At 55.8% G+C, this 23,814-nt stretch carries 24 protein-coding genes; 19 read left to right on the top strand and 5 right to left on the bottom strand.

What is annotated here, in order from left to right:
• Window positions 1–137: 137 nt before the first annotated feature.
• From LH23_RS11150 to LH23_RS11130, 5 genes are all read right to left on the bottom strand, one after another.
• Window positions 138–3,257 (bottom strand): efflux RND transporter permease subunit, encoded by a 3,120-nt coding sequence (locus tag LH23_RS11150; protein WP_039291132.1) that lies wholly within the window; start codon window positions 3,255–3,257, stop codon window positions 138–140.
• Complete coding sequence (locus LH23_RS11145) at window positions 3,254–4,720, bottom strand: efflux RND transporter periplasmic adaptor subunit (RefSeq protein WP_039291129.1); 1,467 nt, start codon at window positions 4,718–4,720, stop codon at window positions 3,254–3,256. The genes LH23_RS11150 and LH23_RS11145 overlap by 4 nt, the downstream gene beginning before the upstream one ends.
• Window positions 4,720–5,973, bottom strand: a complete 1,254-nt coding sequence (locus LH23_RS11140; RefSeq protein WP_039291128.1) for a TolC family protein — start codon at window positions 5,971–5,973, stop codon at window positions 4,720–4,722. The genes LH23_RS11145 and LH23_RS11140 overlap by 1 nt, the downstream gene beginning before the upstream one ends.
• 11 nt (window positions 5,974–5,984) lie before the next feature.
• Window positions 5,985–6,362, bottom strand: a complete 378-nt coding sequence (locus LH23_RS11135) for a copper-binding protein (RefSeq protein WP_052050196.1) — start codon at window positions 6,360–6,362, stop codon at window positions 5,985–5,987.
• 66 nt (window positions 6,363–6,428) lie between these two features.
• Window positions 6,429–6,944: a hypothetical protein gene (locus LH23_RS11130; RefSeq protein ID WP_081946080.1), complete on the bottom strand. Its 516-nt coding sequence runs from the start codon at window positions 6,942–6,944 to the stop codon at window positions 6,429–6,431.
• Between the two features lie 306 nt (window positions 6,945–7,250).
• On the opposite strand from LH23_RS11130, the gene dcuC reads away from it, so the two are divergent.
• From dcuC to LH23_RS11040, 19 genes are all read left to right on the top strand, one after another.
• Window positions 7,251–8,627, top strand: coding sequence for an anaerobic C4-dicarboxylate transporter DcuC (dcuC, locus tag LH23_RS11125; protein WP_039291126.1), 1,377 nt, complete (start codon window positions 7,251–7,253; stop codon window positions 8,625–8,627).
• 87 nt (window positions 8,628–8,714) lie between these two features.
• Window positions 8,715–9,521, top strand: a complete 807-nt coding sequence (gene rna / locus LH23_RS11120) for a ribonuclease I (RefSeq protein ID WP_071842713.1) — start codon at window positions 8,715–8,717, stop codon at window positions 9,519–9,521.
• A gap of 91 nt (window positions 9,522–9,612) precedes the next feature.
• Window positions 9,613–9,771 (top strand): hypothetical protein, encoded by a 159-nt coding sequence (locus tag LH23_RS23960; RefSeq protein WP_156108028.1) that lies wholly within the window; start codon window positions 9,613–9,615, stop codon window positions 9,769–9,771.
• A gap of 279 nt (window positions 9,772–10,050) precedes the next feature.
• Complete coding sequence (locus LH23_RS11115; protein ID WP_039291124.1) at window positions 10,051–11,427, top strand: GntP family permease; 1,377 nt, start codon at window positions 10,051–10,053, stop codon at window positions 11,425–11,427.
• Window positions 11,428–11,587: 160 nt separating this feature from the next.
• A complete protein-coding gene (rnk, locus tag LH23_RS11110) occupies window positions 11,588–11,998 on the top strand; it encodes a nucleoside diphosphate kinase regulator (RefSeq protein WP_039291122.1) in 411 nt (136 codons plus the stop codon).
• Between the two features lie 331 nt (window positions 11,999–12,329).
• Window positions 12,330–12,716 (top strand): lipoprotein, encoded by a 387-nt coding sequence (locus LH23_RS11105; protein ID WP_039291120.1) that lies wholly within the window; start codon window positions 12,330–12,332, stop codon window positions 12,714–12,716.
• A 67-nt stretch (window positions 12,717–12,783) separates the two neighbouring features.
• Window positions 12,784–13,845 (top strand): methyltransferase, encoded by a 1,062-nt coding sequence (locus LH23_RS11100; protein ID WP_039291119.1) that lies wholly within the window; start codon window positions 12,784–12,786, stop codon window positions 13,843–13,845.
• 62 nt (window positions 13,846–13,907) lie between these two features.
• Entirely contained in the window at window positions 13,908–14,630 is a 723-nt protein-coding gene (locus LH23_RS11095; protein ID WP_039291117.1) for a beta-ketoacyl synthase chain length factor, read from the top strand.
• Window positions 14,627–15,442, top strand: a complete 816-nt coding sequence (locus tag LH23_RS11090) for a lysophospholipid acyltransferase family protein (protein WP_039291115.1) — start codon at window positions 14,627–14,629, stop codon at window positions 15,440–15,442. The genes LH23_RS11095 and LH23_RS11090 overlap by 4 nt, the downstream gene beginning before the upstream one ends.
• Complete coding sequence (locus LH23_RS11085) at window positions 15,423–15,680, top strand: phosphopantetheine-binding protein (protein ID WP_038474790.1); 258 nt, start codon at window positions 15,423–15,425, stop codon at window positions 15,678–15,680. The genes LH23_RS11090 and LH23_RS11085 overlap by 20 nt, the downstream gene beginning before the upstream one ends.
• Before the next feature lie 12 nt (window positions 15,681–15,692).
• Window positions 15,693–15,944 carry an acyl carrier protein gene (locus tag LH23_RS11080; protein ID WP_038474792.1) on the top strand — a complete coding sequence of 84 codons (252 nt, stop codon included), beginning with the start codon at window positions 15,693–15,695 and terminating at the stop codon, window positions 15,942–15,944.
• 6 nt (window positions 15,945–15,950) lie between these two features.
• Entirely contained in the window at window positions 15,951–16,532 is a 582-nt protein-coding gene (locus tag LH23_RS11075; protein ID WP_039291112.1) for a hypothetical protein, read from the top strand.
• Window positions 16,529–17,890: an AMP-binding protein gene (locus LH23_RS11070; RefSeq protein ID WP_039291110.1), complete on the top strand. Its 1,362-nt coding sequence runs from the start codon at window positions 16,529–16,531 to the stop codon at window positions 17,888–17,890. Before LH23_RS11075 ends, LH23_RS11070 begins: the two co-directional genes overlap by 4 nt.
• The gene (locus LH23_RS11065; protein ID WP_039291108.1) at window positions 17,877–18,230 is read left to right on the top strand and encodes a hydroxymyristoyl-ACP dehydratase; all 354 of its coding nucleotides are present in this window, start codon (window positions 17,877–17,879) and stop codon (window positions 18,228–18,230) included. The genes LH23_RS11070 and LH23_RS11065 overlap by 14 nt, the downstream gene beginning before the upstream one ends.
• Window positions 18,221–19,912: a glycosyltransferase family 2 protein gene (locus LH23_RS11060; RefSeq protein WP_039291106.1), complete on the top strand. Its 1,692-nt coding sequence runs from the start codon at window positions 18,221–18,223 to the stop codon at window positions 19,910–19,912. Before LH23_RS11065 ends, LH23_RS11060 begins: the two co-directional genes overlap by 10 nt.
• Window positions 19,913–19,915: 3 nt before the next feature.
• Window positions 19,916–20,338 carry an acyl-CoA thioesterase gene (locus LH23_RS11055; protein ID WP_039291104.1) on the top strand — a complete coding sequence of 141 codons (423 nt, stop codon included), beginning with the start codon at window positions 19,916–19,918 and terminating at the stop codon, window positions 20,336–20,338.
• Window positions 20,335–20,940 carry an outer membrane lipoprotein carrier protein LolA gene (locus LH23_RS11050; RefSeq protein ID WP_039291102.1) on the top strand — a complete coding sequence of 202 codons (606 nt, stop codon included), beginning with the start codon at window positions 20,335–20,337 and terminating at the stop codon, window positions 20,938–20,940. Before LH23_RS11055 ends, LH23_RS11050 begins: the two co-directional genes overlap by 4 nt.
• On the top strand, window positions 20,909–23,233 hold the full coding sequence (locus LH23_RS11045) for an MMPL family transporter (protein WP_039291100.1): 2,325 nt from the start codon (window positions 20,909–20,911) through the stop codon (window positions 23,231–23,233). Before LH23_RS11050 ends, LH23_RS11045 begins: the two co-directional genes overlap by 32 nt.
• On the top strand, window positions 23,230–23,814 hold the full coding sequence (locus LH23_RS11040) for a DUF3261 domain-containing protein (protein WP_039291098.1): 585 nt from the start codon (window positions 23,230–23,232) through the stop codon (window positions 23,812–23,814). Before LH23_RS11045 ends, LH23_RS11040 begins: the two co-directional genes overlap by 4 nt.

The raw sequence follows: 23,814 nt of genomic DNA, 5'->3' as shown, positions 1-23,814 counted from the left end.
TAAATCAGCACATGACTCGTAAAGAAAATTGTCCATCGCCTGCTGTCAATACGCTGAATTCCCAAACAGATGTCAGACAACGTTGAATAAAATTGCAAGCAGGAGCGCATAACTATATACGCTCCTGCCAACAACGCTTATTTCCGTTTTTTAATCAACATATATACCGCAGGGATAACCAACATCGACAACAATGGCGCCGTCACCATCCCCCCAATCATCGGGGCGGCAATACGTCGCATTACCTCCGATCCAGTGCCGTTGCCCCACATAATCGGCAGTAAACCCGCCATAATGGTGGCCACCGTCATCACTTTAGGCCTGACGCGTAGTACAGCACCTTCATGAATAGCACGCCGCAGCAGACCGCCATCCTGCACGCTGTCAGTTTTCTGATGCTTAGCTAGCGCCTGGTTTAAATAAAGCACCATGATCACGCCAAATTCGGCAGCAACACCCGCAAGGGCAATAAAGCCCACGGCTCCGGCCACCGACAGGTTATATCCCAGCAGATAAAGTAGCCACACACCGCCAATTAATGAGAACGGCAAAGTCCCCATAATTAATAGCGCATCCTTCACTCGTGAGAAGGTGACATATAACAGTACAAATATGATTAATAAGGTAAATGGCAGCACAATTTTTAATTTCGCCGTCGCACGCTCCAGGTATTCAAACTGCCCTGACCACGAAAGAGAAACACCTTCAGGCAATTTCACCTGCTCGGCCACCGCACGCTGCATATCCTCTACGGCAGACTTCAAATCTCGGCCACGCAGATCGACATAGATCCAGTTCGAAAGGCGCGCATTTTCACTTTTCAGCATCGGCGGCCCTTCTGTAATCGCAATATTTGCCAGTTCAGAAAGTGCTACCTGGCTGCCGTTGGAGGTAATAACCGGTAAATCGCGTAGTTTCTGCAGGTTGTCTCGCAGCTCACGCGGGTAGCGCACATTTATTGGAAAACGCTCACGCCCTTCAATAGTTTCACCAATGTTTTCCCCACCGATCACCGTGGCAACCAGCGACTGCAGTTCTTTAACCGAAACGCCATAGCGAGCCGCTTTGCGCCTGTCGATATCGATATCCACATAGCGCCCGCCGCCCAGGCGCTCAGCCAGCGCAGAGGTGACGCCAGGCACCTGCTTCACCACGCGCTCAATCTGTTCCGCGACTGACTCAATAGCGGCAATATTATTGCCGTTCACCTTTATCCCTACCGGGCTTTTAATCCCGGTGGCCAGCATATCCAGCCGGTTACGAATAGGCGGTACCCACACGTTGGCAATACCCGGCACCTTCACCACGCTGTCCAGCTCATTCACCAGCTTGTCCATCGTCATTCCCGGCCGCCACTGGTCGCGTGGCTTAAAGCGAATGGTGGTTTCAATCATGGTGAGCGGCGCGGGATCTGTGGCCGTTTCGGCACGTCCGGCTTTACCAAAAACGGTTTCAACTTCCGGTACAGTTTTGATCAGGCGATCGGTTTGCTGCAGCAGCCGCCCTGCCTCTCGCGTCGAGATACCCGGCAGCGTGGAAGGCATATACAGTAAATCGCCTTCATCCAGCGGCGGCATAAACTCGCTGCCCAGTTTGCTCAGCGGCCAAAGCGTGGCGACCAGCAACACGCCGGCTACCGCAAGCGTGGTTTTCGGCCTGTCGAGCACTTTTTCCAGTACAGGCTCGTAGGCCGCAATCAGCCAGCGGTTAATCGGGTTGGCCTTTTCATCGGGGATCTTGCCGCGAATAAACCAGCCCATCAGCACCGGCACCAGCGTAATCCCCAGCCCCGCGGCCACCGCCATAGAATAAGTCTTGGTGAACGCCAGCGGCGAAAACATCCTTCCCTCCTGCGCTTCAAGAGAGAACACCGGGATAAACGACAGGGTAATAATCAACAGGCTACAAAATAACGCTGGCCCTACTTCTACCGCCGCCTGCTGAGAAATTTGCCAGTAATCTTCGCCGCGAGGCTGCTCTCCCGGACGATCGTGCCGCCACTGCTCCAGCACTTTGTGCATGTTTTCAATCATCACTATCGCCGCATCGACCATCGCGCCAATGGCAATCGCGATGCCACCCAGCGACATGATATTGGCATTCACGCCCTGGTAATGCATGACGATAAACGCCCCCAGAATCCCCAGCGGCAAAGTAATTATCGCCACCAGAGCAGAGCGGAAGTGGAACAGGAACAGCGAACAAATAATGGCGACCACGATAAACTCTTCCAGCAGTTTATGTGAGAGAGTTTCAATCGCGTTTTCAATCAGATGTGAACGGTCGTACACCGGCACAATTTCAACGCCGGCGGGCAAACTCTTCTGCAGCTGAGCCAGCTTTGCTTTAACCGCGTTAATCGTTTCAAGGGCATTTTTGCCGTAGCGCATCACGATAATGCCACCGGCAACTTCACCCTCGCCGTTAAACTCCGCCACGCCCCGGCGAATTTCCGGCCCAAGCCTGACGGAAGCGACATCGGAAAGCAGCACCGGCACGCCATCACGGCTGGTGATAACAACCTGCTTGAAGTCATCCAGATTTTTGAGATAGCCAGAGGTTCGCACCATATACTCAGCCTCTCCCATCTCGAGCACCGACCCGCCGCCTTCCTGGTTGGCGCTTTTTACCGCATTGATGACTTGCTCATGGGTAATATTCAGCGCTTTCATACGTTCCGGATCGAGCACAATCTGGTACTGACGTACCATGCCGCCTACGCTTGCCACTTCGGAGACGTTAGGCACGGTTTTCAGCTCAAACTTCAGCGTCCAGTCCTGTAAGGCTCGCAGATCGGCCAGGCTGTGTCTCCCGGTTCTGTCCACCAACGCATATTCATATACCCAGCCGACCCCGGTAGCATCAGGCCCCAGCGAGGCTTTGGCCTCCGGCGGCAGCTGAGACTGCACCTGGCTCAGGTATTCAAGTACCCTGGATCGTGCCCAGTAAGGGTCGGTCCCATCGTCGAACAGAATGTAGACATAAGAATCGCCGAACATGGAAAAGCCACGCACCGTTTTAGCTCCCGGAACGGACAGCATGGTGGTAGTCAGCGGATAGGTGACCTGGTCCTCCACGATTTGCGGTGCTTTACCCGGATAACTCACCCGCACAATCACCTGCACATCAGAGAGATCCGGCAGCGCATCCAGCGGCGCTCTCTGCAGCGACCAAAGCCCCCATGCCGCCATAATGATGGCGGCCAGCACCACCAGCAGGCGATTTTTAAGCGACCAGCGAATAACGGCGGCAATCATTTGTGCGCCCCCGCCATCGGCATCAGGTGAGTGATCACGGCCCCTTTTTCATCGTCCATTGTAAAGCTGAACATGACTGCATCCCCCGGCTTCAGACTGGTCGGCGATGTCAGCACAAAGGGCATCACCATCGCGCCCCAGTTCAGCGCCGGGATAGGATGATGGGCAATAGTAATAGCCTCCGCGCTGACCGCTTTGACCACGCCTTCGCCGTCGTAGGTTTTCACCGCTGGTGATGCTTTGGGCTGCGCGTCAGACTCCGGCAAAGCGCTGCGCAGGCTTGCCTCGGAGTCGATAAGGAACTGGCCGGAAGTGACCACTTTCTCCCCCTCATTCAGCCCGGAGCGAATCTCCACCCAGCCCTTGTCACTGATGCCCGGCACCACGTTCACCGGGCGGAAATGGCCGCCCTCTTCGGCAACCAGCACGCGGCTTTGGCTTCCTGTTTCAATCAGCGATTCCTCCGGCACGGCCAGAACCGCGGCACGAGGCTGCTGATTCGCCAGATGCACGCTGAGGTACATGCCGGGCTTGAGCTTCATTTGCGGGTTATCCAGCACAATGCGCGCTTTCAGCGTGCGGGTGGTGGTTTCGAGGTTCGGCAGCAGTTCACTTACTCGCCCGTGGAATACCTCCCCAGGCCAGCTGTCGGCGGTAGCCACAATCTCGCTTCCCGGCTGCAATGCCTGAGCCTGAGACTGCGGGTAATCCACCACGATCCAGACGGAATCAAGGCTTGCCACTTCGAACAGCGGGGCATTCGCGGTCACCTGTTGTCCTTCCCGCGCCTCCAGTTTATTCACATACCCGGCAAGCTTTGCGCGAACGGTCACGCGGGTTTGCGGCTTGCCGCTGCGCTCAACCTGGCGAATCACTTCCGTGGGCATAAACTGCAACTGCAGCCGTTCTCTGGCCGCCGCGGTTAAAGCGCTGTCTCCCAGCTTGCGCACCGCCAGAAACTCCTGCTGGGCGGCGGTCCATTCCGGGAACCACAGCTGCGCCAATGGTTCCCCGGCTTTCACGTACTGCTGAGGGGCCCTGACATACAGCGTTTCCACAATGCCGTTAGCGCTGGCCGGGATGATTTGTACGCTGCGTTCGTCCAGCGTGACGGTGGCAAAAGCGGCGAACGGCACGCTCAGAGCCTTGCGCTCAACGGCGGCTGTCTTAATGCCCAGGTTTTGCTGCTGGCGGTTGCTGACCGTCACGCCGCCATCGTTGGCCACTTCATCGGCATAGCGCGGGACCAGCGCCATATCCATAAACGGCGATTTCCCCGGCTTGTCGAAGCGCTGCCCCGGCACCATAGGATCGTACCAATAAAGCACTTTACGGCCGCTTTCCTGTTGGGGCTGAGCGTCGACATGCTGGTGAGAGGTTTGCTGCTTCCCGGCGTAATACCCCGCAGCCAGCGCGGCAACAATCGCCCCCGCCAGCAGGGAAAGAGTGAGTGATTTTTTCATTAGTTAACATCCTGAGGCGTAAGGTAGCGGATCGCCGCCCAGTTGGTGGCCACGGCTTTTTCCGCGCTGCTGGCGGTCAGCTCGGTGTCCAGAAGATCCCGGCGAGCAGCCAACAGTTCAGTCAGAGAGGATTGCCCGGCGCGATACTGCGACTCCAGCAGAGACAGGCGCTGACGCTGAAGCGGTAAAGCCTGCTCCTGCTGCCGCTGCCAGACGCTTTGTGCAGCCTGGTAATTCGCCACCAGCGAGTGAACCAGCGCGATACGCTCCCGGCGAGCCAGCGCCAGCTGATCGTTCGCTTCCATCGCCCGGGAAACATCGGCGGAGTAATCTTTATCCTGCCGCTGAGGTTTAAACAGAGGCAGATCGACGGTGAACATCACGCCCGCCATATCGTCATAACCTTCAGCGCGGCGTCCGTAATAAACTTCGATGCCAACGTCAGGCTTAGCCGCAACGGCAGACTGCGCGGACTTAGCGCGAGCCACATCTGCTTCACGGGCAGCTTCAATCACCTCCGGGTGCTGCATCACGCCTTCTTCAAGCACGGCAGGATCGGCCGGTAACCGCTGGTAGCGGGGCAATGTCCCCACCACGCTATCAATCGTCTGCCCGGTCAGTTGCAGAAGCCGGGTCTGCGCCAGGGTGACATCACGCTCGGCAAGCGTGACTTTGTCCTGCATGGTGAGCAACGTCATGCGGATATCCACTACGCCGGAGGCGGGCGAGCTGCCGCTGGCCACGGTGGCTTTCTGAACGCCAATCTGCCGCTCGGTTTCACTTACCAGCTTGCGGGCAGCCGTCAGTACTCGCTCAGATAAAGCAAGATCCAGCCACGCCTGCGCGGTATCGCGCTGCAGATTGGCGCGAATCACCTCCGCTTTCGCCTGGCTACTGGCCGACTGGGCCAGGATAGTGTCCGCTTTGCGATCGCGTTTATCTTCGCTGACGTAGTCCTGCATGATGCCGATACGCTGCATGGTCATGCCGTCACGGCTAAAGCGGTGGTTATTACTCCCCCCCACCGGCACGTTTTCGATACCAAACTTCAGCTTTGGATCGGGCAATTGCCGGGCAGAATCAGCCATGGCGTTCAGCGCATCGCTCTGATTACGGTTGGCGGACAGCGCCGCAGAATAGTGCTCGGCGGCCAGCAGAGTCTGTTGCAGGCTGAGCTCCGCCGCCTGAGCGGCGGAGACAGACGTAGCCAACAGCACCCCGCCAAGCCAGAGGCTCAGGGTGTGTCGTTTCATGGCAACCTCGGTTAGTTAAGCGGGGTTGCGGAAGATAACTGATACCCGGTCTCATGCTGGGTGAAAGAGAAAGCGATCTTCTCCCCCACCTTTAACGCCGGCAGCGAACCGTCTTTCGGCAAAGCGAACGTCATGGTCATCGCTGGCCAGCCAAGTTCGGCAACGGGATGATGGGCGATAGACACGGTATCGGCGGTGATGGTCTTCACGATGCCTTCGGTTTTGTAGACCTTAGTCGCCGGAGTCGCATCAGAAGACATCGCCATGCCAGGCATGTCAGACATCCCCTTCATAGAGGACATATCGTGGGAAGTTTCAGCGGAAAAAGCAGGGAAAGCGGCAACAACAAGCAGCGCACCGGCCGCGGCAGAACGAATAGCGTTAAACATGATTTATCTCCAAAACACAGTCAAAAAGGGAATGGGCAAAGCCCCAAAACATTGACAGTGCTGGAGTTATTCTCTAAAGCGGCAAAAACGAATGGTTGCCGGAGGTCCTGTTGCGGGAGGGGTAACATAAGGGGCGGACTCAACGACTGTTGAACACTGAGGCTCAACCAGTGCAAGGGTATCTGCAACCGGTAACGCCACCAGCGAGCTGTGCCCGTTGTCTTTTTGCATTACGTCAGGCACGCAGTGTTTTTCACACAGCGGGTTACTGAGTTTGGCCTGCATTGCCTTGTCAGGCATCTGCATACTTTCAGTATGCGGGGCTGCCATTGGACCCGCGGTCATATCAACCGGGCAATCGTAAGACGCTATCGCCACCTGACTGTTGACAAAAAACCAGCCCAACGCCAACAGCAGCATCAAAAGATGCTTCCTGATAAAGCGCCAGCGGCTTGTCGACCAGAGGGAGGTGTGCAGCATAAAAACCCCGACATAAAAGAGATCGGCAGTATAGGCGGCAGCCTGTCGCGTTTTAAAGTTTTTTTTAACTGCTTTACGAAAAACCCATTCGTTAACAATCAAGCAAAATAATCATTGTTTTTACATAACCGATCGTCGGTTACACCGCCAAAATACGCACAATTTTTGTGCCTTATTTTTTATCGGCCACGTCGATAAACGTAATGCAGCTAACAAAAGCTTTGCCTAAAGTTGATCCGTTGCAACGAAAGTTGATGCTCATCAGAAACTCTAAACAGGTTCTGAGGCAAATTCTTAGCCCTTTACAGCCGGCTGTAAAAAATCACTATTTTAATTTTCTGAGAAAAAACCACTTTTAGCTGCAAGCGTAAGGACGCCGAAGAGCGCCTTAGCGTATCAGGGGATAACATGCTTACCATTCTGGAACTTATTATTGGCGTCGTGGTGATTGTGGGCGTTGCCCGCTACATCATCAAAGGCTACTCCGCCACCGGCGTACTGTTCGTCGGCGGGTTGTTGTTACTTATCGTCAGCGCGCTCATGGGGCATAAAGTGTTGCCCGCCAGCGCGGAAAGCACTGGCTACACCGCCACAGACATCTTTGAATACGTCAAAATCCTGCTGATGAGCCGCGGCGGCGATCTTGGCATGATGATCATGATGCTCTGCGGATTTGCCGCCTATATGACCCATATCGGCGCCAACGATGTGGTGGTCAAACTGGCCTCTAAACCGCTGAAGTTCATCAACTCGCCTTACTTACTGATGATCGCCGCCTACTTCGTCGCCTGCCTGATGTCACTGGCCGTTTCGTCAGCAACCGGCCTTGGCGTACTGTTAATGGCGACGCTGTTCCCGGTCATGGTCAACGTCGGCATCAGTCGTGGCGCGGCAGCGGCCATCTGTGCCTCCCCGGCGGCTATTATTCTGGCTCCGACCTCCGGCGACGTCGTGCTGGCCGCTCAGGCCTCTGAAATGTCTCTGGTCGATTTTGCCTTTAAAACAACCATTCCTATCTCCATCGCGGCCATCATCAGCATGGCCATTGCGCACTTCTTCTGGCAGCGCTATCTCGATAAAAAAGAGCACATCAGCCACGAAATGCTGGACGTGAGTGAAATCCAGACTTCTGCGCCCGCTTTCTATGCCATCCTGCCGTTTACGCCTATCGTCGGCGTGTTGATTTTCGACGGCAAATGGGGCCCACAGCTGCACATCATTACCATTCTGGTTATTTGTATTCTGATTGCCGCGCTGATTGAGTTTTTCCGCAGCTTCAACACGCAGCACGTCTTCTCCGGGATGGAAGTTTGCTATCGCGGCATGGCGGACGCCTTTGCCAACGTGGTGATGCTGCTGGTTGCCGCCGGCGTTTTTGCCCAGGGCTTAAGCACCATCGGCTTTATTCAAAGCCTGATCTCCATTGCCACCTCGTTTGGTTCCGCAAGTATTATTCTGATGCTGGTATTGGTGGTACTGACCATGCTGGCGGCAATGACCACTGGCTCCGGTAACGCACCGTTCTATGCTTTTGTCGAGATGATCCCGAAACTGGCGCACTCTTCCGGAATTAACCCGGCTTACCTGACCATTCCGATGCTGCAGGCTTCCAACCTGGGCCGTACCATTTCCCCGGTTTCCGGCGTAGTAGTAGCCGTCGCAGGGATGGCAAAAATCTCGCCTTTCGAAGTGGTGAAGCGCACCTCTGTGCCGGTCGCCGTCGGTCTTATTGTGGTGATTATCGCCACGGAGATTCTGGTTCCTGCTGCCGCGATCGTTCACTAACGGGCAGGCATCATCGTTTCAAGCGCCTGCATCAGGCGCTTTTTTTATGCCTATAATAAGCCCGCCTCCAGGACAGATAAGAGAATAATGATGAATTTTACACCGCGACATTTACTGCTTTGCACACCGCTTTTCCTCAGTCCCGCAGCGTTTGCCGACGCCCTGCAGCCCAGCCAGTACGGAGATTTTGATCGCTACGTGCTGGCGCTCTCCTGGCAAACAGGCTTCTGCCAGAGCATGCACGACCGCAATCGCAACGAACCCGCGGAGTGTAAAGCCCTGCAGGAACAGGCGGATAAAAGCGCCTTTCTGACCGTTCACGGCCTCTGGCCGGGTCTGCCAAAATCTGTCGCTTCACGCGGTGTCGATGAGAAACGCTGGATGCGTTACGGTTGCGCCACTCGCCCGGTACCGAATATGGCCGAAGCAAGAGCTTCAAAAAAATGCGCCGCACCAGACACCGGGCTTTCCGTTGAAATGGCCTCAAAGCTGGCCGGCGTGATGCCCGGCGCCGGGGGACAATCCTGCCTGGAGCGCTACGAATACGCCAAGCATGGCGTTTGTTTTGGCTTTAACCCCGACGATTACTTCGGCACGATGGTGCGCCTGAACGGGGAAGTGAAACACAGCGCCTTTGGCCAGTTCCTTGCTCAGAATTACGGCCAGACCGTGACGCGTAAGGCGTTTAACAAAGCGGTGAAGCAAACCTGGGGCAGCGATGCAGTGGATGCCATTAAGCTAACCTGTGACGGTAATCCCGCCTACCTCACGGAAATGCAGATCTCCCTGTTGGCAGACAAGATTAACCAGCCGCTGCAAAGCGCCTCCTTTGCCCCGCAAAAACACCCGGGAAACTGCGGGAAGAGCTTCCGCCTGGACGCAGTTGGCTACTGACAGGATAAATACTGAAGCCAAAAATTAATCGCATCACTATTTGTTCCGGTTTTTTGGTTATAGCCTTCAGGTAACGAACCTGGAGGTGACCATGAACAGAACAAAACGGTACTTACTGCAGCTGAAGGCGCAGTTCGAGCGTGAAGGCAGCCAGCAAAAACTGCTGGGATTTATCTGGCTCTCGCCGCAACAGCGCTATGAAATCCTCAAAGAGCTCTTGTTGCCGATAGCGGAACACCCTGCTCGTTAAAATAATCGGGCCCCGTACAGCTCGGTGCCCGCGCTTTATTCCGTTTACTGACGATGTAAGTCAGACGCATGTCAGATCTTTTCCAGCCAAACAATTCTCCCGCTCACCTTTCTCGCTGATTATTTTGATTGTTTGAACTTCGTCCCAAAATGTTAACAAACATTACAGAGTTCATTTACAGGCAGCCTGATGTTACCGATATCATGTTACCGGTATCAGCATCACCCAATAACACGATTTTGGTGCATTCATCTGAGAATTTGCCACTGGGGAAATAAAATGACCGAAATAACAACAAGTTTAGGCGCAGGAACCCTGCTGGGTATCGCCGCCTGCTCCGTCGTGCTTCTGCTCGTATTGATCATGCGCTTTCGCGTACATGCCTTCCTGGCGCTGACCCTGGTCAGCGTCATTGTGGCTCTCGTCACCGGCGTGCCGTTCGACAAAATTGTGCCCACGATTCTGGGTGGCTTCGGCAGTACCCTGGCAGGCGTCGCGTTATTGGTTGGATTAGGCGCCATGATCGGCCGCCTGCTGGAAATTTCCGGCGGGGCAAAAGTGCTGGCGGACACCCTGGTCGGCACCTTTGGTGCTCACCGGGCGCCTTTTGCCCTCGGCGTCGCGTCACTGCTGTTTGGCTTCCCGATCTTCTTTGACGCGGGTCTGGTGGTCATGCTGCCGATCATCTTCAGCGTAGCTAAGCAATTCGGCGGTTCAACCCTGAAATATGCGCTCCCGGCGGCCGGTGCTTTCGCGGTGATGCATGCGCTTCTGCCGCCGCATCCAGGCCCAGTGGCGGCCAGCGAACTGCTGGGCGCAAACATCGGCCTGTTGGTTGTGGTGGGGCTGATCATTGCCATCCCGACCTGGTATCTCGGGGCCTATCTCTTCGGGCTGTATGCCGGGAAGAAATTCGATATTCCTCTGCCGAGCTCTTTCCTCGGTAAAATCGAAGCGGACGAAAATCACCAGCCGCCGTCATTCGGCATGGTGATGACCATTTTACTGATGCCGCTGGTGCTGATTTTCCTCGATACCGGCCTCAACACCGCCACGGTGCTCGGCTGGGTCAGCGCCGACAATACGCTGGTGAACTTCTTACGCATGCTGGGCAAAACGCCTATTGCGCTACTGATCACCGTCTTTTTTGCCCTGATGGTCTTCAGCGGCAAACATAGCCGCCAACATCTTGAAAAAGTTTGTGACGGCGCGCTGGGCCCGATTTGCGGCATTATCCTCGTGACCGGCGCAGGCGGTATGTTCGGCGGCGTTCTGCGCGCAAGCGGCATTGGTGACGCGCTGGCTGGCGTACTCTCAGACACAGGCATGCCGGTTATTGTTGCCGCCTTTGTTATCTCGACTGCGCTCCGCGTCGCGCAGGGGTCAGCAACTGTTGCCCTGACCACCACCGCCGCGCTGGTCTCACCGATGGTTGAAGCAACCACGGGCCTCAGCCAGTTTGATCTGTGCTTTATCGTTATCGCGATTGCCGGGGGCGCTACCGTCCTCTCTCACGTGAATGACTCCGGCTTCTGGCTGGTGGGGCGTTTCCTGGAAATGGATGAGAAAACGACGCTGAAAACCTGGACCGTGATGGAAACGCTGATCGGCACCATCGCCTTCCTGTTGGCGGCGCTGGGGAGCGTGATTCTGTAAGGGACTCGGGGGAAGTCAAAATGTGACTGATCTCGCTTTCAACTCCAGGCTAAGCTCAGTATCATCGGTCTTACGTGAACAACCCTCGCCGGTTTCGGTGGGGGTTTTTCTTTGTACGATTTCAGCACATGAGTGCCCTGTTTTTTACACGGAGAGAACTATGTCCAGACCTGCCATCATCATTAACGAACTAGACGCCGAACGCCTTGACCGCCTGCTGGAACAGCCGCAGTACGCCAAAGCCCCGGTGGCAGAGGCGCTTAACGCCGAACTGGATCGCGCGGAGATGTGCAGCCCGGAAAAAATGCCACCGGATGTGGTGTCCATGAACAGTCGTGTAGAGTTTCGCGATTTAAGCACTCAGGAAGTCCACGTGCGCACGCTGGTTTACCCGGCAAATCTCACCGACAGCGATAACCAACTTTCTGTTATGGCCCCGGTCGGTGCCGCACTGCTTGGCCTGAGGGTTGGCGATAGCATCAACTGGACGTTACCCAACGGCAGCCAGACTCATCTGGAAGTTTTGGCGCTGCAATACCAACCGGAAGCCGCCGGCGAATTCCACCGTTAATGTTGTTTCCCCTCTGCCACGCAGAGGGGAATTTACCTTAAATCGTCATTTCCCACCCGCCATACCAGTTTATAAATACCCTCAACAACTACCAAAATTAATAGCACTTGCTTTAAAGACGCAGATTTACATTCGTTAAATAAATTGACAAAATCACCGCCCTTTGTTGATGAGCAGTATTTTCCTAAAGCGGCAGCGTCCGTTCGAGGCTATTCCCTACATCATAAAGATGTTATTCCCTCTATTTTTCCGCTCATTAATATGAATTAACTATTAATGTTGCACGCGGCCATGCCGATATTTTCGTTTATTTTATACAAATGGAGACGTTATGAAAAAGGTTGCTAAGTTATTCGGTATGTTTTTGATTTTAGGCGTTCTTGCAGGCTGTGCGCGTACTGCACCTATCGCCAACATTCAAACCACCGTTAGCGCTGGTCACACTGAAGCACAGGTTAAAAGTGCCATTCTCAAAGCGGGTATTCAGCGCCAGTGGATAATGAATGAAGTAAGCCCAGGTGTTATCAAAGCTCGCCAGCAGAATCGCGAATTTACCGCTGAAGTGCGCATTAACTATACCGCGAACAGCTATTCTATTAATTATGAAAACAGCCTGAACCTGCGCGCTTCCGGCGGCAAAATTCACAAAAATTATAATCGCTGGGTTCGTAACCTGGACAAAGATATTCAGGTTAACCTGGCCTCTTCCGGTCTGTAATTTTGCTTAGCGCCGAATCTGACGGTTCGGCGTTTTCTTTTTATCACGTTGACAGGTATTGCAGCATATGTACGAACAGGACAGCCTTAGCGCATTGGATGCCATTACGGAAGCCCAGCGAATCGCGTTTGCCCCCATGCTGTTTCAAACGGCACTCTGCCTGCGAAATGCCGGCGTACTCGCTTACCTGGACCAGCAAGGAAAACAGGGCGCAACCCTCGAAGAAATAACGGAATCCTGCAACGTTAACGAATATGCTGCCAGCGTTTTACTGGATATGGGCCTGAGTGGGCGCATTATCTTCAGGCAAAATGCACATTATTTCCTGGCGAAAATCGGCCATTTCCTGGTGCATGACACCATGACTCGCGTGAATATGGATTTCACCCAGGATGTTTGTTATCAGGGGCTGTTTTTCCTTGAGGAAGCACTAAAAGAGGGTAAACCCTCGGGTCTAAAAGTTTTTGGCGACTGGCCGACCATTTACCCCGCACTTTCGCAATTACCCACTTCTGCCAAAGAGAGTTGGTTTGCGTTCGATCATTACTATTCCGATGCGGCCTTTGAAGCAGCCCTGCCGCATGTTTTTGCCAGCCAACCGGCTCGTCTTTATGACGTTGGCGGAAATACGGGAAAATGGGCAATACGCTGCTGCAAATATGATGAAAAAGTGGCGGTCACGCTTCTGGATTTGCCACAACAAATTGCACTCGCCCGTGAAAATATAGAGAATGCTGGGCTTTCCAGGCGCGTTGATTTCCACAGCGTAGATATGCTGAGCGATACCCCGCTGCCCGGGGAGGCTGATATCTGGTGGATGAGCCAGTTCCTGGACTGCTTCTCACCGGAGCAAATTATTAAGCTCCTCAGCAACGTAGCTCGGGTGATGAAGCCCGGCGCAAAACTCTGCGTGATGGAACTGTTTTGGGACGCACAAAAATTTGAAGCGGCTTCGTTTAGCCTGAATGCCTCTTCGCTTTACTTTACCTGCATGGCAAACGGTAACAGCCGTTTTTACAGCGTAGAGAAGTTTTATCGTTATCTGGAAATGGCTGGATTCCATGTTTCAGCCCGCCACGACAACTTAGGCGTTGGTCATACCCTGCTGGTATGCCAGAAAATCTCCTGACCCAGCGCATCTTCAGCGTCGGTGATTAGAATAACACTCGGATTGAACGCAGAACTACGCGGATGAAATTTGCACTCAACATTATTGACTGGCAGGCGAAAGCCCCGGGTCTCAGCAACGCGGCAGAATGGCAGCACTGGTCGCAGCACGGTCAGGCTATCGACCAGACTCAACCTCAGGGCGCGCTAAGCGAACTCCCGATGATGACGGCCCGCCGCCTGAGCTCAGGCAGTAAACTGGCCGTTGACTGCGGACTTGCCATGCTTCGCCGCCACGAGATTGATGCCGTGCTCTATACCAGTCGTCATGGAGAGCTGGAACGCAACTACCGGATTCTGCAGGCGCTGGCGACTGAACAGCCGCTCTCCCCTACGGATTTCGCGCTTTCGGTTCATAACTCCTCCGTCGGTAACCTGACGATTGCTGCTAAAAAGCCGATTACTTCCGTGTCGCTGTCCGCGGGGAAAGATACCTTCCAGCAGGGCCTCTGCGAAGTCATCTGCCTCTTACAGGCAGGTTACAAAAAAATCATGATGGTCGATTTTGACGGCCTGCTGCCTGCGTTTTACCACCCGCGTCTGCCGTCGGAAATGCCTACCTGGCCCTATGCAGTCGCGCTGGTCATTGAAGCGGGAAGCCGCCTGCAGTGCAGCACGCAAAAAAGCGATGCAGCTGGCGAACCTGCCCTGCCGCAGAGTCTGATGTTTTTACAGCACTATTTAAATGACAGCCCGACCTTTACCCTGCCGGGCGAGCGCGTTGAGTGGCAATGGAGTCGTGCATGAACCGCGTGGCAGCACGGCTAAATTGGCTATGGCGTCTTGCGATGACGGGCTTTTGCTTTGTGCTCTTTGGGCTCGGCGGCCTGCTGCTCTCTACCGTTTGGTTTAACTTACTGTTGGTGTTTATCAGAGATAATGCAAAGCGTCGCCGCATTGCACGCCGCAGCATCGCCGCCAGCTTTCGCCTTTTCCTGACGGTTGCTAAAGCCATTAAGGTGCTCGACTACCGTATTGAAGGACAGGATATTCTGCAAGCCGAACAAGGATGTCTGGTCGTTGCCAACCATCCAACGCTCATCGACTACGTACTGCTCGCGTCCGTGATGCCAGAGACCGACTGCCTGGTGAAGGACGCGCTGCTGAGAAATCCTTTTGTCAGCGGCGTTATTCGCGCAGCGGACTATCTGGTCAACAGCCAGGCCGATGCCCTGCTGCCGGCAAGCCGTCAGCGGCTACAGCAAGGTGACACAATATTAATCTTTCCCGAGGGCACGCGAACGCAGCCCGGCGGTAAAATGACGCTTCAGCGCGGTGCGGCCAACATCGCCGTGCGCTGCGGCAGCGACTTACGCGTGGCGACAATCCACTGCAGTGAGAACCTGCTGGACAAGCAAAGCAAATGGTACAATGTGCCTCCCGCAAAACCCTTGTTCACCGTCAAGGTGCGCGAACGAATAAGCATTGACCAGTTTCACCAGGCAAATTCACAAGAACCGGCGCTGTCCGCAAGGCAGTTAAACCGGCACCTTTTGCTTCAATTACAACAGGGGTCGACACCTCTTTCGGGTATTAATGATGCAAGCGCTCTATCTTGAAATTAAAAATCTCATCATAAACACACTCAATCTGGATGAAATGTCGAGCGACGACATTGACACCGATGCAGCACTTTTTGGCGAGGGCTTAGGCCTGGACTCTATAGATGCTCTGGAACTGGGGCTGGCGGTGAAAAACCAGTACGGTGTGGTGCTTTCTGCGGAAAGCGAAGAAATGCGCCAGCACTTCTTTTCCGTCGCCACGCTGGCATCTTTCATTCACGCTCAACGAGCCTGAGGAGAGTCCGTTATGACCGATCCACACGCTATCTATGAAGAAGTTTCCGCGCTGCTGGTAAAGCTGTTTGAAATCGATCCTCAGGACATCAAGCCAGAGGCTCGCCTGTATGAAGATCTGGAGTTAGACAGCATTGATGCTGTCGACATGATCGTCCATCTGCAGAAAAAAACCGGCAAAAAAATCAAACCGGAAGAGTTCAAGGCCGTTCGCACCATACAAGATGTGGTCGATGCGGTAGAACGTCTGATACGAGAAGCGTAACGCACCGTGCCGTGCGCTCGCGCTTTTCCGGGTGTACAGCTGCTGACCGGTCTGCTGCTGCTGGCCTGGCCTGGCATTATCTGGCTAGGCCTGGCGCATAACAGCCTTCACTGGCTGCTGCCGCTCATGGCTCTGCTGCTGTTTTTCCGCTTTCGTCAGACCCGGCGTCAGGCAGGTCCTTTACGCATCGTCACTCAGGTTGTCGCCGTCGCAGGAATCATCCTGTGCGCGGCCAGCTACCTGCTGAAAACGCATCAGCTGCTGCTGTTTTATCCGGTCGTGGTGAACAGCGTAATGCTGGCCGTTTTCGGCGGTTCGCTGTGGTCCTCGATGCCGATTGTCGAACGTCTGGCACGCCTGCGTGAACCGGAGCTTCCTGAACCGGCGGTGCGCTATACCCGCCGCGTGACGCAGATCTGGTGCCTGTTTTTTGTGGCGAACGGCAGCATTGCCTTGTTTACCGCGCTGCACGGCGATATGGCGCTGTGGACGGCATGGAACGGCATGATCGCCTATCTGCTGATGGGCACGTTAATGGCCGGAGAATGGCTGGTTCGCCGCCGGGTGATTAAAAGAGAATCTCAATGAAGCAACCGCTTTCTCTGGCAGGGTGGCTAACCGCGCCACGCCCTTCATCCACGCTTATTGCCTGGCTTGGCAATCAAGAGTGGACGCTGGGGCATTTGCGCCACGACGTCGCACAGCTAATGCAGCAAATGGCTCATCGCCCCGGCCAGCGCTGGGCGCTGTGCTTTGAAAACAGTTACCTGTTTGTTGTGGCGCTGCTGGCGACGCTTCATGCCGGAAGAACGCCGGTCATCCCAGGCCATTGTCGGAGCGCGCTGCTTGATGAGCAACGCAGCTTGTTCGACGGCGTATTAAGCGACAAAGACCTTGCCTGGCAAGGGCCACTTTGTCTTGTGCGCTCAGAGCAACAAACCGAAGAAGAAACCATCTTTTTCCCCGACGTTGCTGCCGATGCCTTTGTGGAGCTCTTCACCTCAGGCTCGACCGGAACGCCTAAACGCGTAGTGAAACCCATTACTCATCTGGATCGGGAAGCCGCCCTGCTGACGGCGCATTTTGCCGAACGGCTTGAAGGATGCAGGATAGTCGCCTCGGTCGTGCCTCAGCATCTCTATGGGCTGACCTTCCGCATCTTTTTGCCAATGACCCTGGGGCAACCGCTACATGCCGCCATGCTTTATTACGCCGAACAGCTTGCCGCGCTAAGCCACGAGCATCGCTACGCGTTTATCAGCAGTCCGGCCTTTTTGAAACGACTGGATCGCCAGCTTTCCCCGCCGCCGGTAAAAATGATCCTCTCGGCGGGTGGCCTGCTACCCTGGCAGGATGTCACGCAGGCTGCGCAATGGCTGGGCGTCTTGCCGGATGAAATTTATGGCAGCACCGAAACCGGCGTGCTCGCGTGGCGCTACCGGGAGCATGATGACGTTGCCTGGCTGCCGTTCCCGGGCGTAAATATCACCCCAGAAGAGGGTTCCTTCCGCGCCCGTTCGCCGCTGATTGCTGCCGAAGAAGGGCTGCTGCTGGATGACGTGCTTCACATTGAGGCCGACGGCAAATTTCGCCTGATGGGGCGCCGCGGACGTGTCGTTAAAATTGAAGAAAAGCGCATTTCGCTGACGGAAATTGAACAGCGTCTGCTGGAGCTTGAAGGCATTTCCGAGGCCGCTGCGCTGCCGATTTCTCGCGGCGGGCGTCAGGGAATTGGCGTCCTGCTTGTGCTCAACGAATCTGCCCGTCAGCGCTGGCTACAGCGCAGCGGCAAGGCGCAGGAAATGGCCTGGCGAAGGTCGCTTCAACCGTGGCTTGAACCGGTCGCCATGCCGCGCTACTGGCGCGTGGTGGACGAGATCCCGGTCAATAACATGAACAAGCGTGTCTATGCGCAATTACAGGAGTTATTTCATGAAACCTCATGAAATTGAGCGCCACCAGGCACAGCCGGAAAAGCTGGACGTCGTGCTTTATCTCGACCCTTCCCTGTTCTGGTTCCAGGGTCACTTTGCCGTACAGCCTTTGCTACCGGGCGTTGCCCAACTGGATTGGGTGATGCGGTATGCCTGTGACTTGTTGGCACCAGGCTACCGTTTCCACAGCATTCAGAACGTAAAATTCCAGGCACCGCTGCTGCCGGAAACGACCGTCACGTTAGCACTGGAATGGCATGAAGCCCGCCAGGTCTTGAGCTTTAGCTTTCAACGCCATGACGGTGAACAACGCCATACCGCCAGCAGCGGGAAAATCCGCCTATGTCGCTGACTTTCAGCCCCTGCGTCCTTATCCCCTGCTATAACCACGGCGCTATGATGCCGGGCGTTCTCACGCGCCTGACCCCCTTTGATTTACCCTGCATCGTTGTCGACGACGGTAGCGATGACGCTACGCGTCAGATCCTTGAGCAGTTAGATGCCCATCATGCAAACCTGACGCTGATTCACCTGCCGTCGAATGCCGGCAAAGGCGAAGCCGTCATTCATGGGCTGAGGGTTGCCGCAGAAAAGGGCTATAGCCACGCCGTACAGGTGGATGCCGACGGTCAGCATGCCGTAGAAGATATCCCTAAGCTGCTTGAGCTCGCGCAGCAGCACCCGGAAGCGCTGATTTCCGGGCAGCCCATTTATGACGATTCTATTCCCCGCTCGCGCCTTTATGGCCGCTGGATAACCCACATCTGGGTGTGGATAGAAACGCTGTCGCTGCAGCTGAAAGACAGCATGTGCGGGTTCCGGGTTTATCCGGTAGCCCCTACGCTGAAGCTTGCCGGGCGCGTTTCCCTGGGCAAGCGCATGGACTTCGACACCGAAGTCATGGTGCGTCTTTACTGGCAGGGCAACACCAGCTATTTCGTGCCAACCCGCGTGACCTATCCGCTGGATGGCCTGTCGCACTTCGACGCGCTCAAAGATAACTGCCGCATCTCGCTGATGCACACCCGTCTGTTCTTCGGCATGCTGCCGCGTATCCCTTCCCTGCTGTTTCGCCGTAAAAAACAACACTGGGCAGAACAGAAAGAGGTCAAAGGTCTGTGGGGCATGCGCCTGATGCTGCTGGTCTGGCGTCTGTTGGGGCGAGGTGCATTTTCCCTGCTGCTTTACCCGGTCGTGGGCGTTTACTGGCTCACCGCACACCGAGCTCGTAAAGCTTCACAAAGCTGGATTTCACGTGTCCGCACGCAGCTTACGGCCCGCAGTATGCCAATACCGGCCAACCTGAACAGCTTCCGCCACTTCCTGCGTTTTGGCGACGCCATGCTGGATAAAATCGCCAGCTGGCGCGGCGAACTGCGGCTCGGCCGTGACGTTTTGTTCGCGCCTGGCGCGGAGCAAACGCTCAACACCAGCGGTACCGCGGGAAAACTGCTGCTCGCTTCCCATTTAGGCGACGTTGAGGCCTGCCGCGCGCTGGCGCAGCTGGAAGGCAGTAAAACCATCAATGCGCTGGTGTTTAACGATAACGCCCAGCGCTTTAAGCAGATCATGCAGGAGATGGCTCCTCAGGCCGGGCTGAACCTGATGCCGGTCACCGACATTGGGCCCGACACCGCCATGCTGCTCAAAGAGAAGCTGGAGCGCGGCGAGTGGATTGCCATTGTTGGCGATCGCGTAGCGGTTAACCCGCAGCGCGGCAACGAATGGCGCGTCTGCTGGAGCCCGTTTATGGGCCAGGCCGCACCGTTCCCGCAGGGCCCGTTCATCCTGGCCTCTATTCTGCGCTGCCCGGTCGAGCTGATTTTTGCCCTGCGCGAGGAGGGCAAGCTTCGCATTCACTGCGAGCCTTTTGCCGACCCGCTTCTGCTGCCGCGCACGGAACGCCAGGCCGCGCTGCAACGCACTATCGACCGCTACGCGGAGCGCCTTGAGCACCATGCTCTACGGTCGCCGCTCGACTGGTTTAATTTTTTCGATTTCTGGCAATTGCCGGACGTCAAAGACAAGGAGTAAAGGGTGAATAACGATCCCCGTTTTACCGCAGAAGTCGAACTGACTATCCCTTTTCATGACGTCGACATGATGGGCGTCGCCTGGCACGGCAACTATTTTCGCTACTTCGAAATTGCCCGCGAGGCGCTGCTAAACCAGTTCAATTACGGCTACCGCCAGATGAAAGAGTCCGGCTATTTATGGCCCGTGGTGGATACCCGCGTGAAGTACCGTAATCCCCTGACGTTTGAGCAGCGCATTCGCGTTCGGGCAAGGATTGAGGAATACGAAAACCGCCTGCGTATCGGCTATGAAATTTTCGACGCCGAAACCGGAAAACGCGCCACCAGCGGCTACACCATTCAGGTCGCGGTCGAAGAAAAAAGCAATGAACTGTGCTTCGTCAGCCCGGACATTTTATTTGAACGTATGGGAGTCAAACCATGAAATATTGGCCAGTGCTGGCGCTGCTGCTCAGCCCCGTCGTCAACGCTCTCACGCTTGACGCCCTGCAACAGCGTTTCACCGAACAACCGGTGGTCCGCGCGCATTTCGAGCAAACGCGTACCATTAAAGATCTGCCGCAGCCGCTGAAATCCTCCGGCGAAATGTTAATTGCCCGGGATAAAGGCCTGCTCTGGGACCAGACGACCCCTTTCTCCATGAAGCTACTGCTGGACGACACCCGCATGGTTCAGGCCATTAACGGCCAGCCGCCTCAGACGATAACTGCGGAAAATAACCCGCAGATGTTCCAGTTTAACCACCTGCTGCGCGCGCTGTTCCAGGCCGACCGTAAAGTGCTGGAGCAGAACTTCCGCGTGGCGTTTGCCGACAAAGGCGAAGGCCGCTGGACGCTGCGCCTGACGCCAATCGTCACGCCGCTGGACAAGATTTTCGCCAGCATCGATCTTGCCGGCGGTCAGTATCTGGATAGCATCCAGCTCAATGACAAACAGGGAGACCGCACGGATATCACGCTCTCTCAACATAAACTGACCCCGGCTCAGCTCACCGATGACGAACTCCAGCGCTTTGTCGCACAGTAACCGCAAAGCCCCGGTCCTGCTGTGGGGCCTCGCCTGTCTGATCCTGCTGGCGGCTTTACTCACCCTGCTGCCCGGTTCGAGGATGAACAGTAGCGTGCTGGCTATGCTGCCCAAACAGGCGCTGGGCGCGATCCCCCCGGCCCTGAACGACGGCTTTATGCAGCGTCTGGACAAGCAGCTGGTCTGGCTGGTCAGCCCGGGTAAAAAAGCCGATCCGGCCGTGGCGCAGGCCTGGCTCAGCCTGCTCCAGCGTTCGCACGCGCTTGCCGAAGTCAAAGGCCCGATGGATGCCGCAGCCCAGCAGCAGTGGGGCGCGTTTTTCTGGCAGCACCGCAACGGCATGCTTGATGCCGACACGCGGGCACGTCTGCAAAACGGCGGGGATGCACAGGCGCAGTGGATCCTCTCCCAGCTTTACTCCGCCTTTTCCGGCGTCAGCGGGAAAGAGCTGCAAAACGACCCGCTGATGCTAATGCGCGGTTCGCAGCTGGCTATGGCCAAAAACGGCCAACGCCTCAGGCTAATGGACGGCTGGCTGGTGACTCAGGATGAGCAAGGTAATTACTGGTATTTGCTGCACGGCGAGCTGGCGGGCTCCTCTTTTGACATGCAGCAAACCCACGGTTTAGTGACTACGCTCGACTCCCTTAAACAACAACTGAGCGAACGTTATCCGCAGGCGCAGATCCTTTCTCGTGGCACGGTGTTTTACAGCGATTACGCCAGCCAACAGGCGAAGAAAGATATCTCCACGCTTGGCGTAGCTACCCTGCTCGGCGTGGTGCTGCTGGTTGTGGCGGTTTTTCGCTCCCTGCGCCCGCTCGTGCTGTGCGTCATTTCCATCGGTATCGGCGCGCTTGCCGGCACCGTCGTCACCCTGCTTATCTTCGGCGAACTGCACCTGATGACGCTGGTGATGAGCATGAGCATCATCGGTATTTCCGCCGACTATACGCTTTACTACCTGACGGAACGCATGGTGCACGGTAGCGAAGTCACGCCGTGGCAAAGTCTGGCGAAGGTGCGTAATGCGTTGCTTTTAGCGCTGCTCACTACCGTTGCAGCTTACCTGATCATGATGCTCGCCCCGTTCCCCGGTATTCGCCAGATGGCCGTTTTCGCCGCCGTGGGGCTAAGCACCTCTTGCCTGACGGTCATTTTCTGGCACCCGTGGCTGTGCCGTGGCCTGCCGGTTCGCCCGGTACCAGCCATGGTGCTGATGCTGCGCTGGCTCGCCGCCTGGCGGCGGAATAAAAAGCTCTCCGTCGGGCTGCCGGTTGCGCTGGCGGTCTTCTCGCTTGTCGGTGTTTCTACGCTAAAGGTTAATGACGATATCTCCCAGCTACAGGCATTACCGCAGCATTTACTTTCCCAGGAAAAAACCATTACCGCGCTGACCGGGCAAAGCGTCGATCAGAAATGGTTTGTGGTTTATGGCAGTACGCCACAGCAAACGCTTGAGCGCCTTGAGGCGTTTACGCCCGAGCTGGAGCAGGCAAAAAATAGCGGCCTGATCGGCGGGTATCGAACCTTGCCCGTCAACTCGCTGGCTCGTCAGCAGCAGGATTTAGCGCTTTTACAGCAGGCTACTCCTGCGGTTTCGCAGGCTCTGCAGCAAGCCGGACTACAGACGGTTACGCCAGATCTCAGCCCCATGCCAGTGGCGGTGTCCGACTGGCTAAAAAGCCCGGCAAGTGAGGGATGGCGCCTGCTGTGGATCACGCTGAGCCATGGCGAAAGCGGTGTGCTGGTGCCGGTTGACGGCGTTAAACAATCAGCCGCCTTGAACAAGCTGGCGGCAAAACAGCCTGGCGTGGCCTGGGTCGACCGGAAAGAGACCTTCGATACATTGTTTGCGCTTTACCGACATATTCTGACCGGCCTGTTGCTGGTGGCATTAGCCGTCATCGCCTGCGGGGCCATGCTCCGTCTTGGCTGGCGCAAAGGCCTCATCAGTCTGGTGCCCTCCGTTTTGTCACTGAGCTGCGGCCTGGCCGTTTTATCGCTGACTGGCCACGCCGTGAACCTGTTTTCGCTGCTGGCTCTGGTGCTGGTGCTCGGCATCGGCATTAACTACACGCTGTTTTTCAGCAACCCGCGCGGCACGCCGCTGACCTCGCTGCTTGCCATCACGCTGGCAATGGTCACCACGCTACTGACGCTCGGCATGCTGGTCTTTAGCGCCACGCAGGCAATAAGCAGCTTTGGCATCGTTCTGGTCAGCGGGATCTTTACCGCCTTCCTGCTGTCTCCGCTGGCTATGCCCGCTAAAAAAGGGAAAAAGAAGAAATGATAAAGCTTAACTTTTGGCACGCCGTATCGCTTGCCGCTGCGCTGATGCTGACCGGCTGTAGCCACTCGCCGAAAGACCAGCAAGGCCGCCCGCAGGCCTGGCTGGAGCCCGGCGCACGCGTTACGCTCCCGGCACCGGGGATTTCCCCGACGGTGAACTCGCAGCAGCTGTTAACCGGCAGCTTTAACGGTAAAACCCAATCACTTTTGGTGATGCTCAACGCCGACGATAAAAAGCTGACGCTGGCCGGTCTGTCCTCGGTAGGGATCCGCCTGTTCCTGGTCACCTACGATGAAAAAGGGCTGCATACCGAGCAGTCTATTGTCGTCCCGCAGCTGCCCCCGGCAAGTCAGGTTCTGGCCGACGTGATGCTCAGCCACTGGCCGATTTCCGCCTGGCAGCCACAGTTGCCGAAAGGCTGGACGCTCACCGACAAAGGCGATAAGCGCGAGCTACGCAATGCCAGCGGCAAGCTAGTGACCGAAATCACCTACCTGATGCGCAAAGGCCAGCGCGAGCCGATAAGCATTCAGCAATATGTCTTTAAGTACCACATCACCATTCAATATTTAGGTGACTGA

Origin of the sequence: Cedecea neteri, assembly GCF_000758305.1 — a bacterium.
Classification (GTDB): domain Bacteria; phylum Pseudomonadota; class Gammaproteobacteria; order Enterobacterales; family Enterobacteriaceae; genus Cedecea; species Cedecea neteri_C.
The sequence above is the reverse complement of the archived record's forward strand: the minus strand, read 5'-3'. Positions and strand labels throughout refer to the sequence as shown.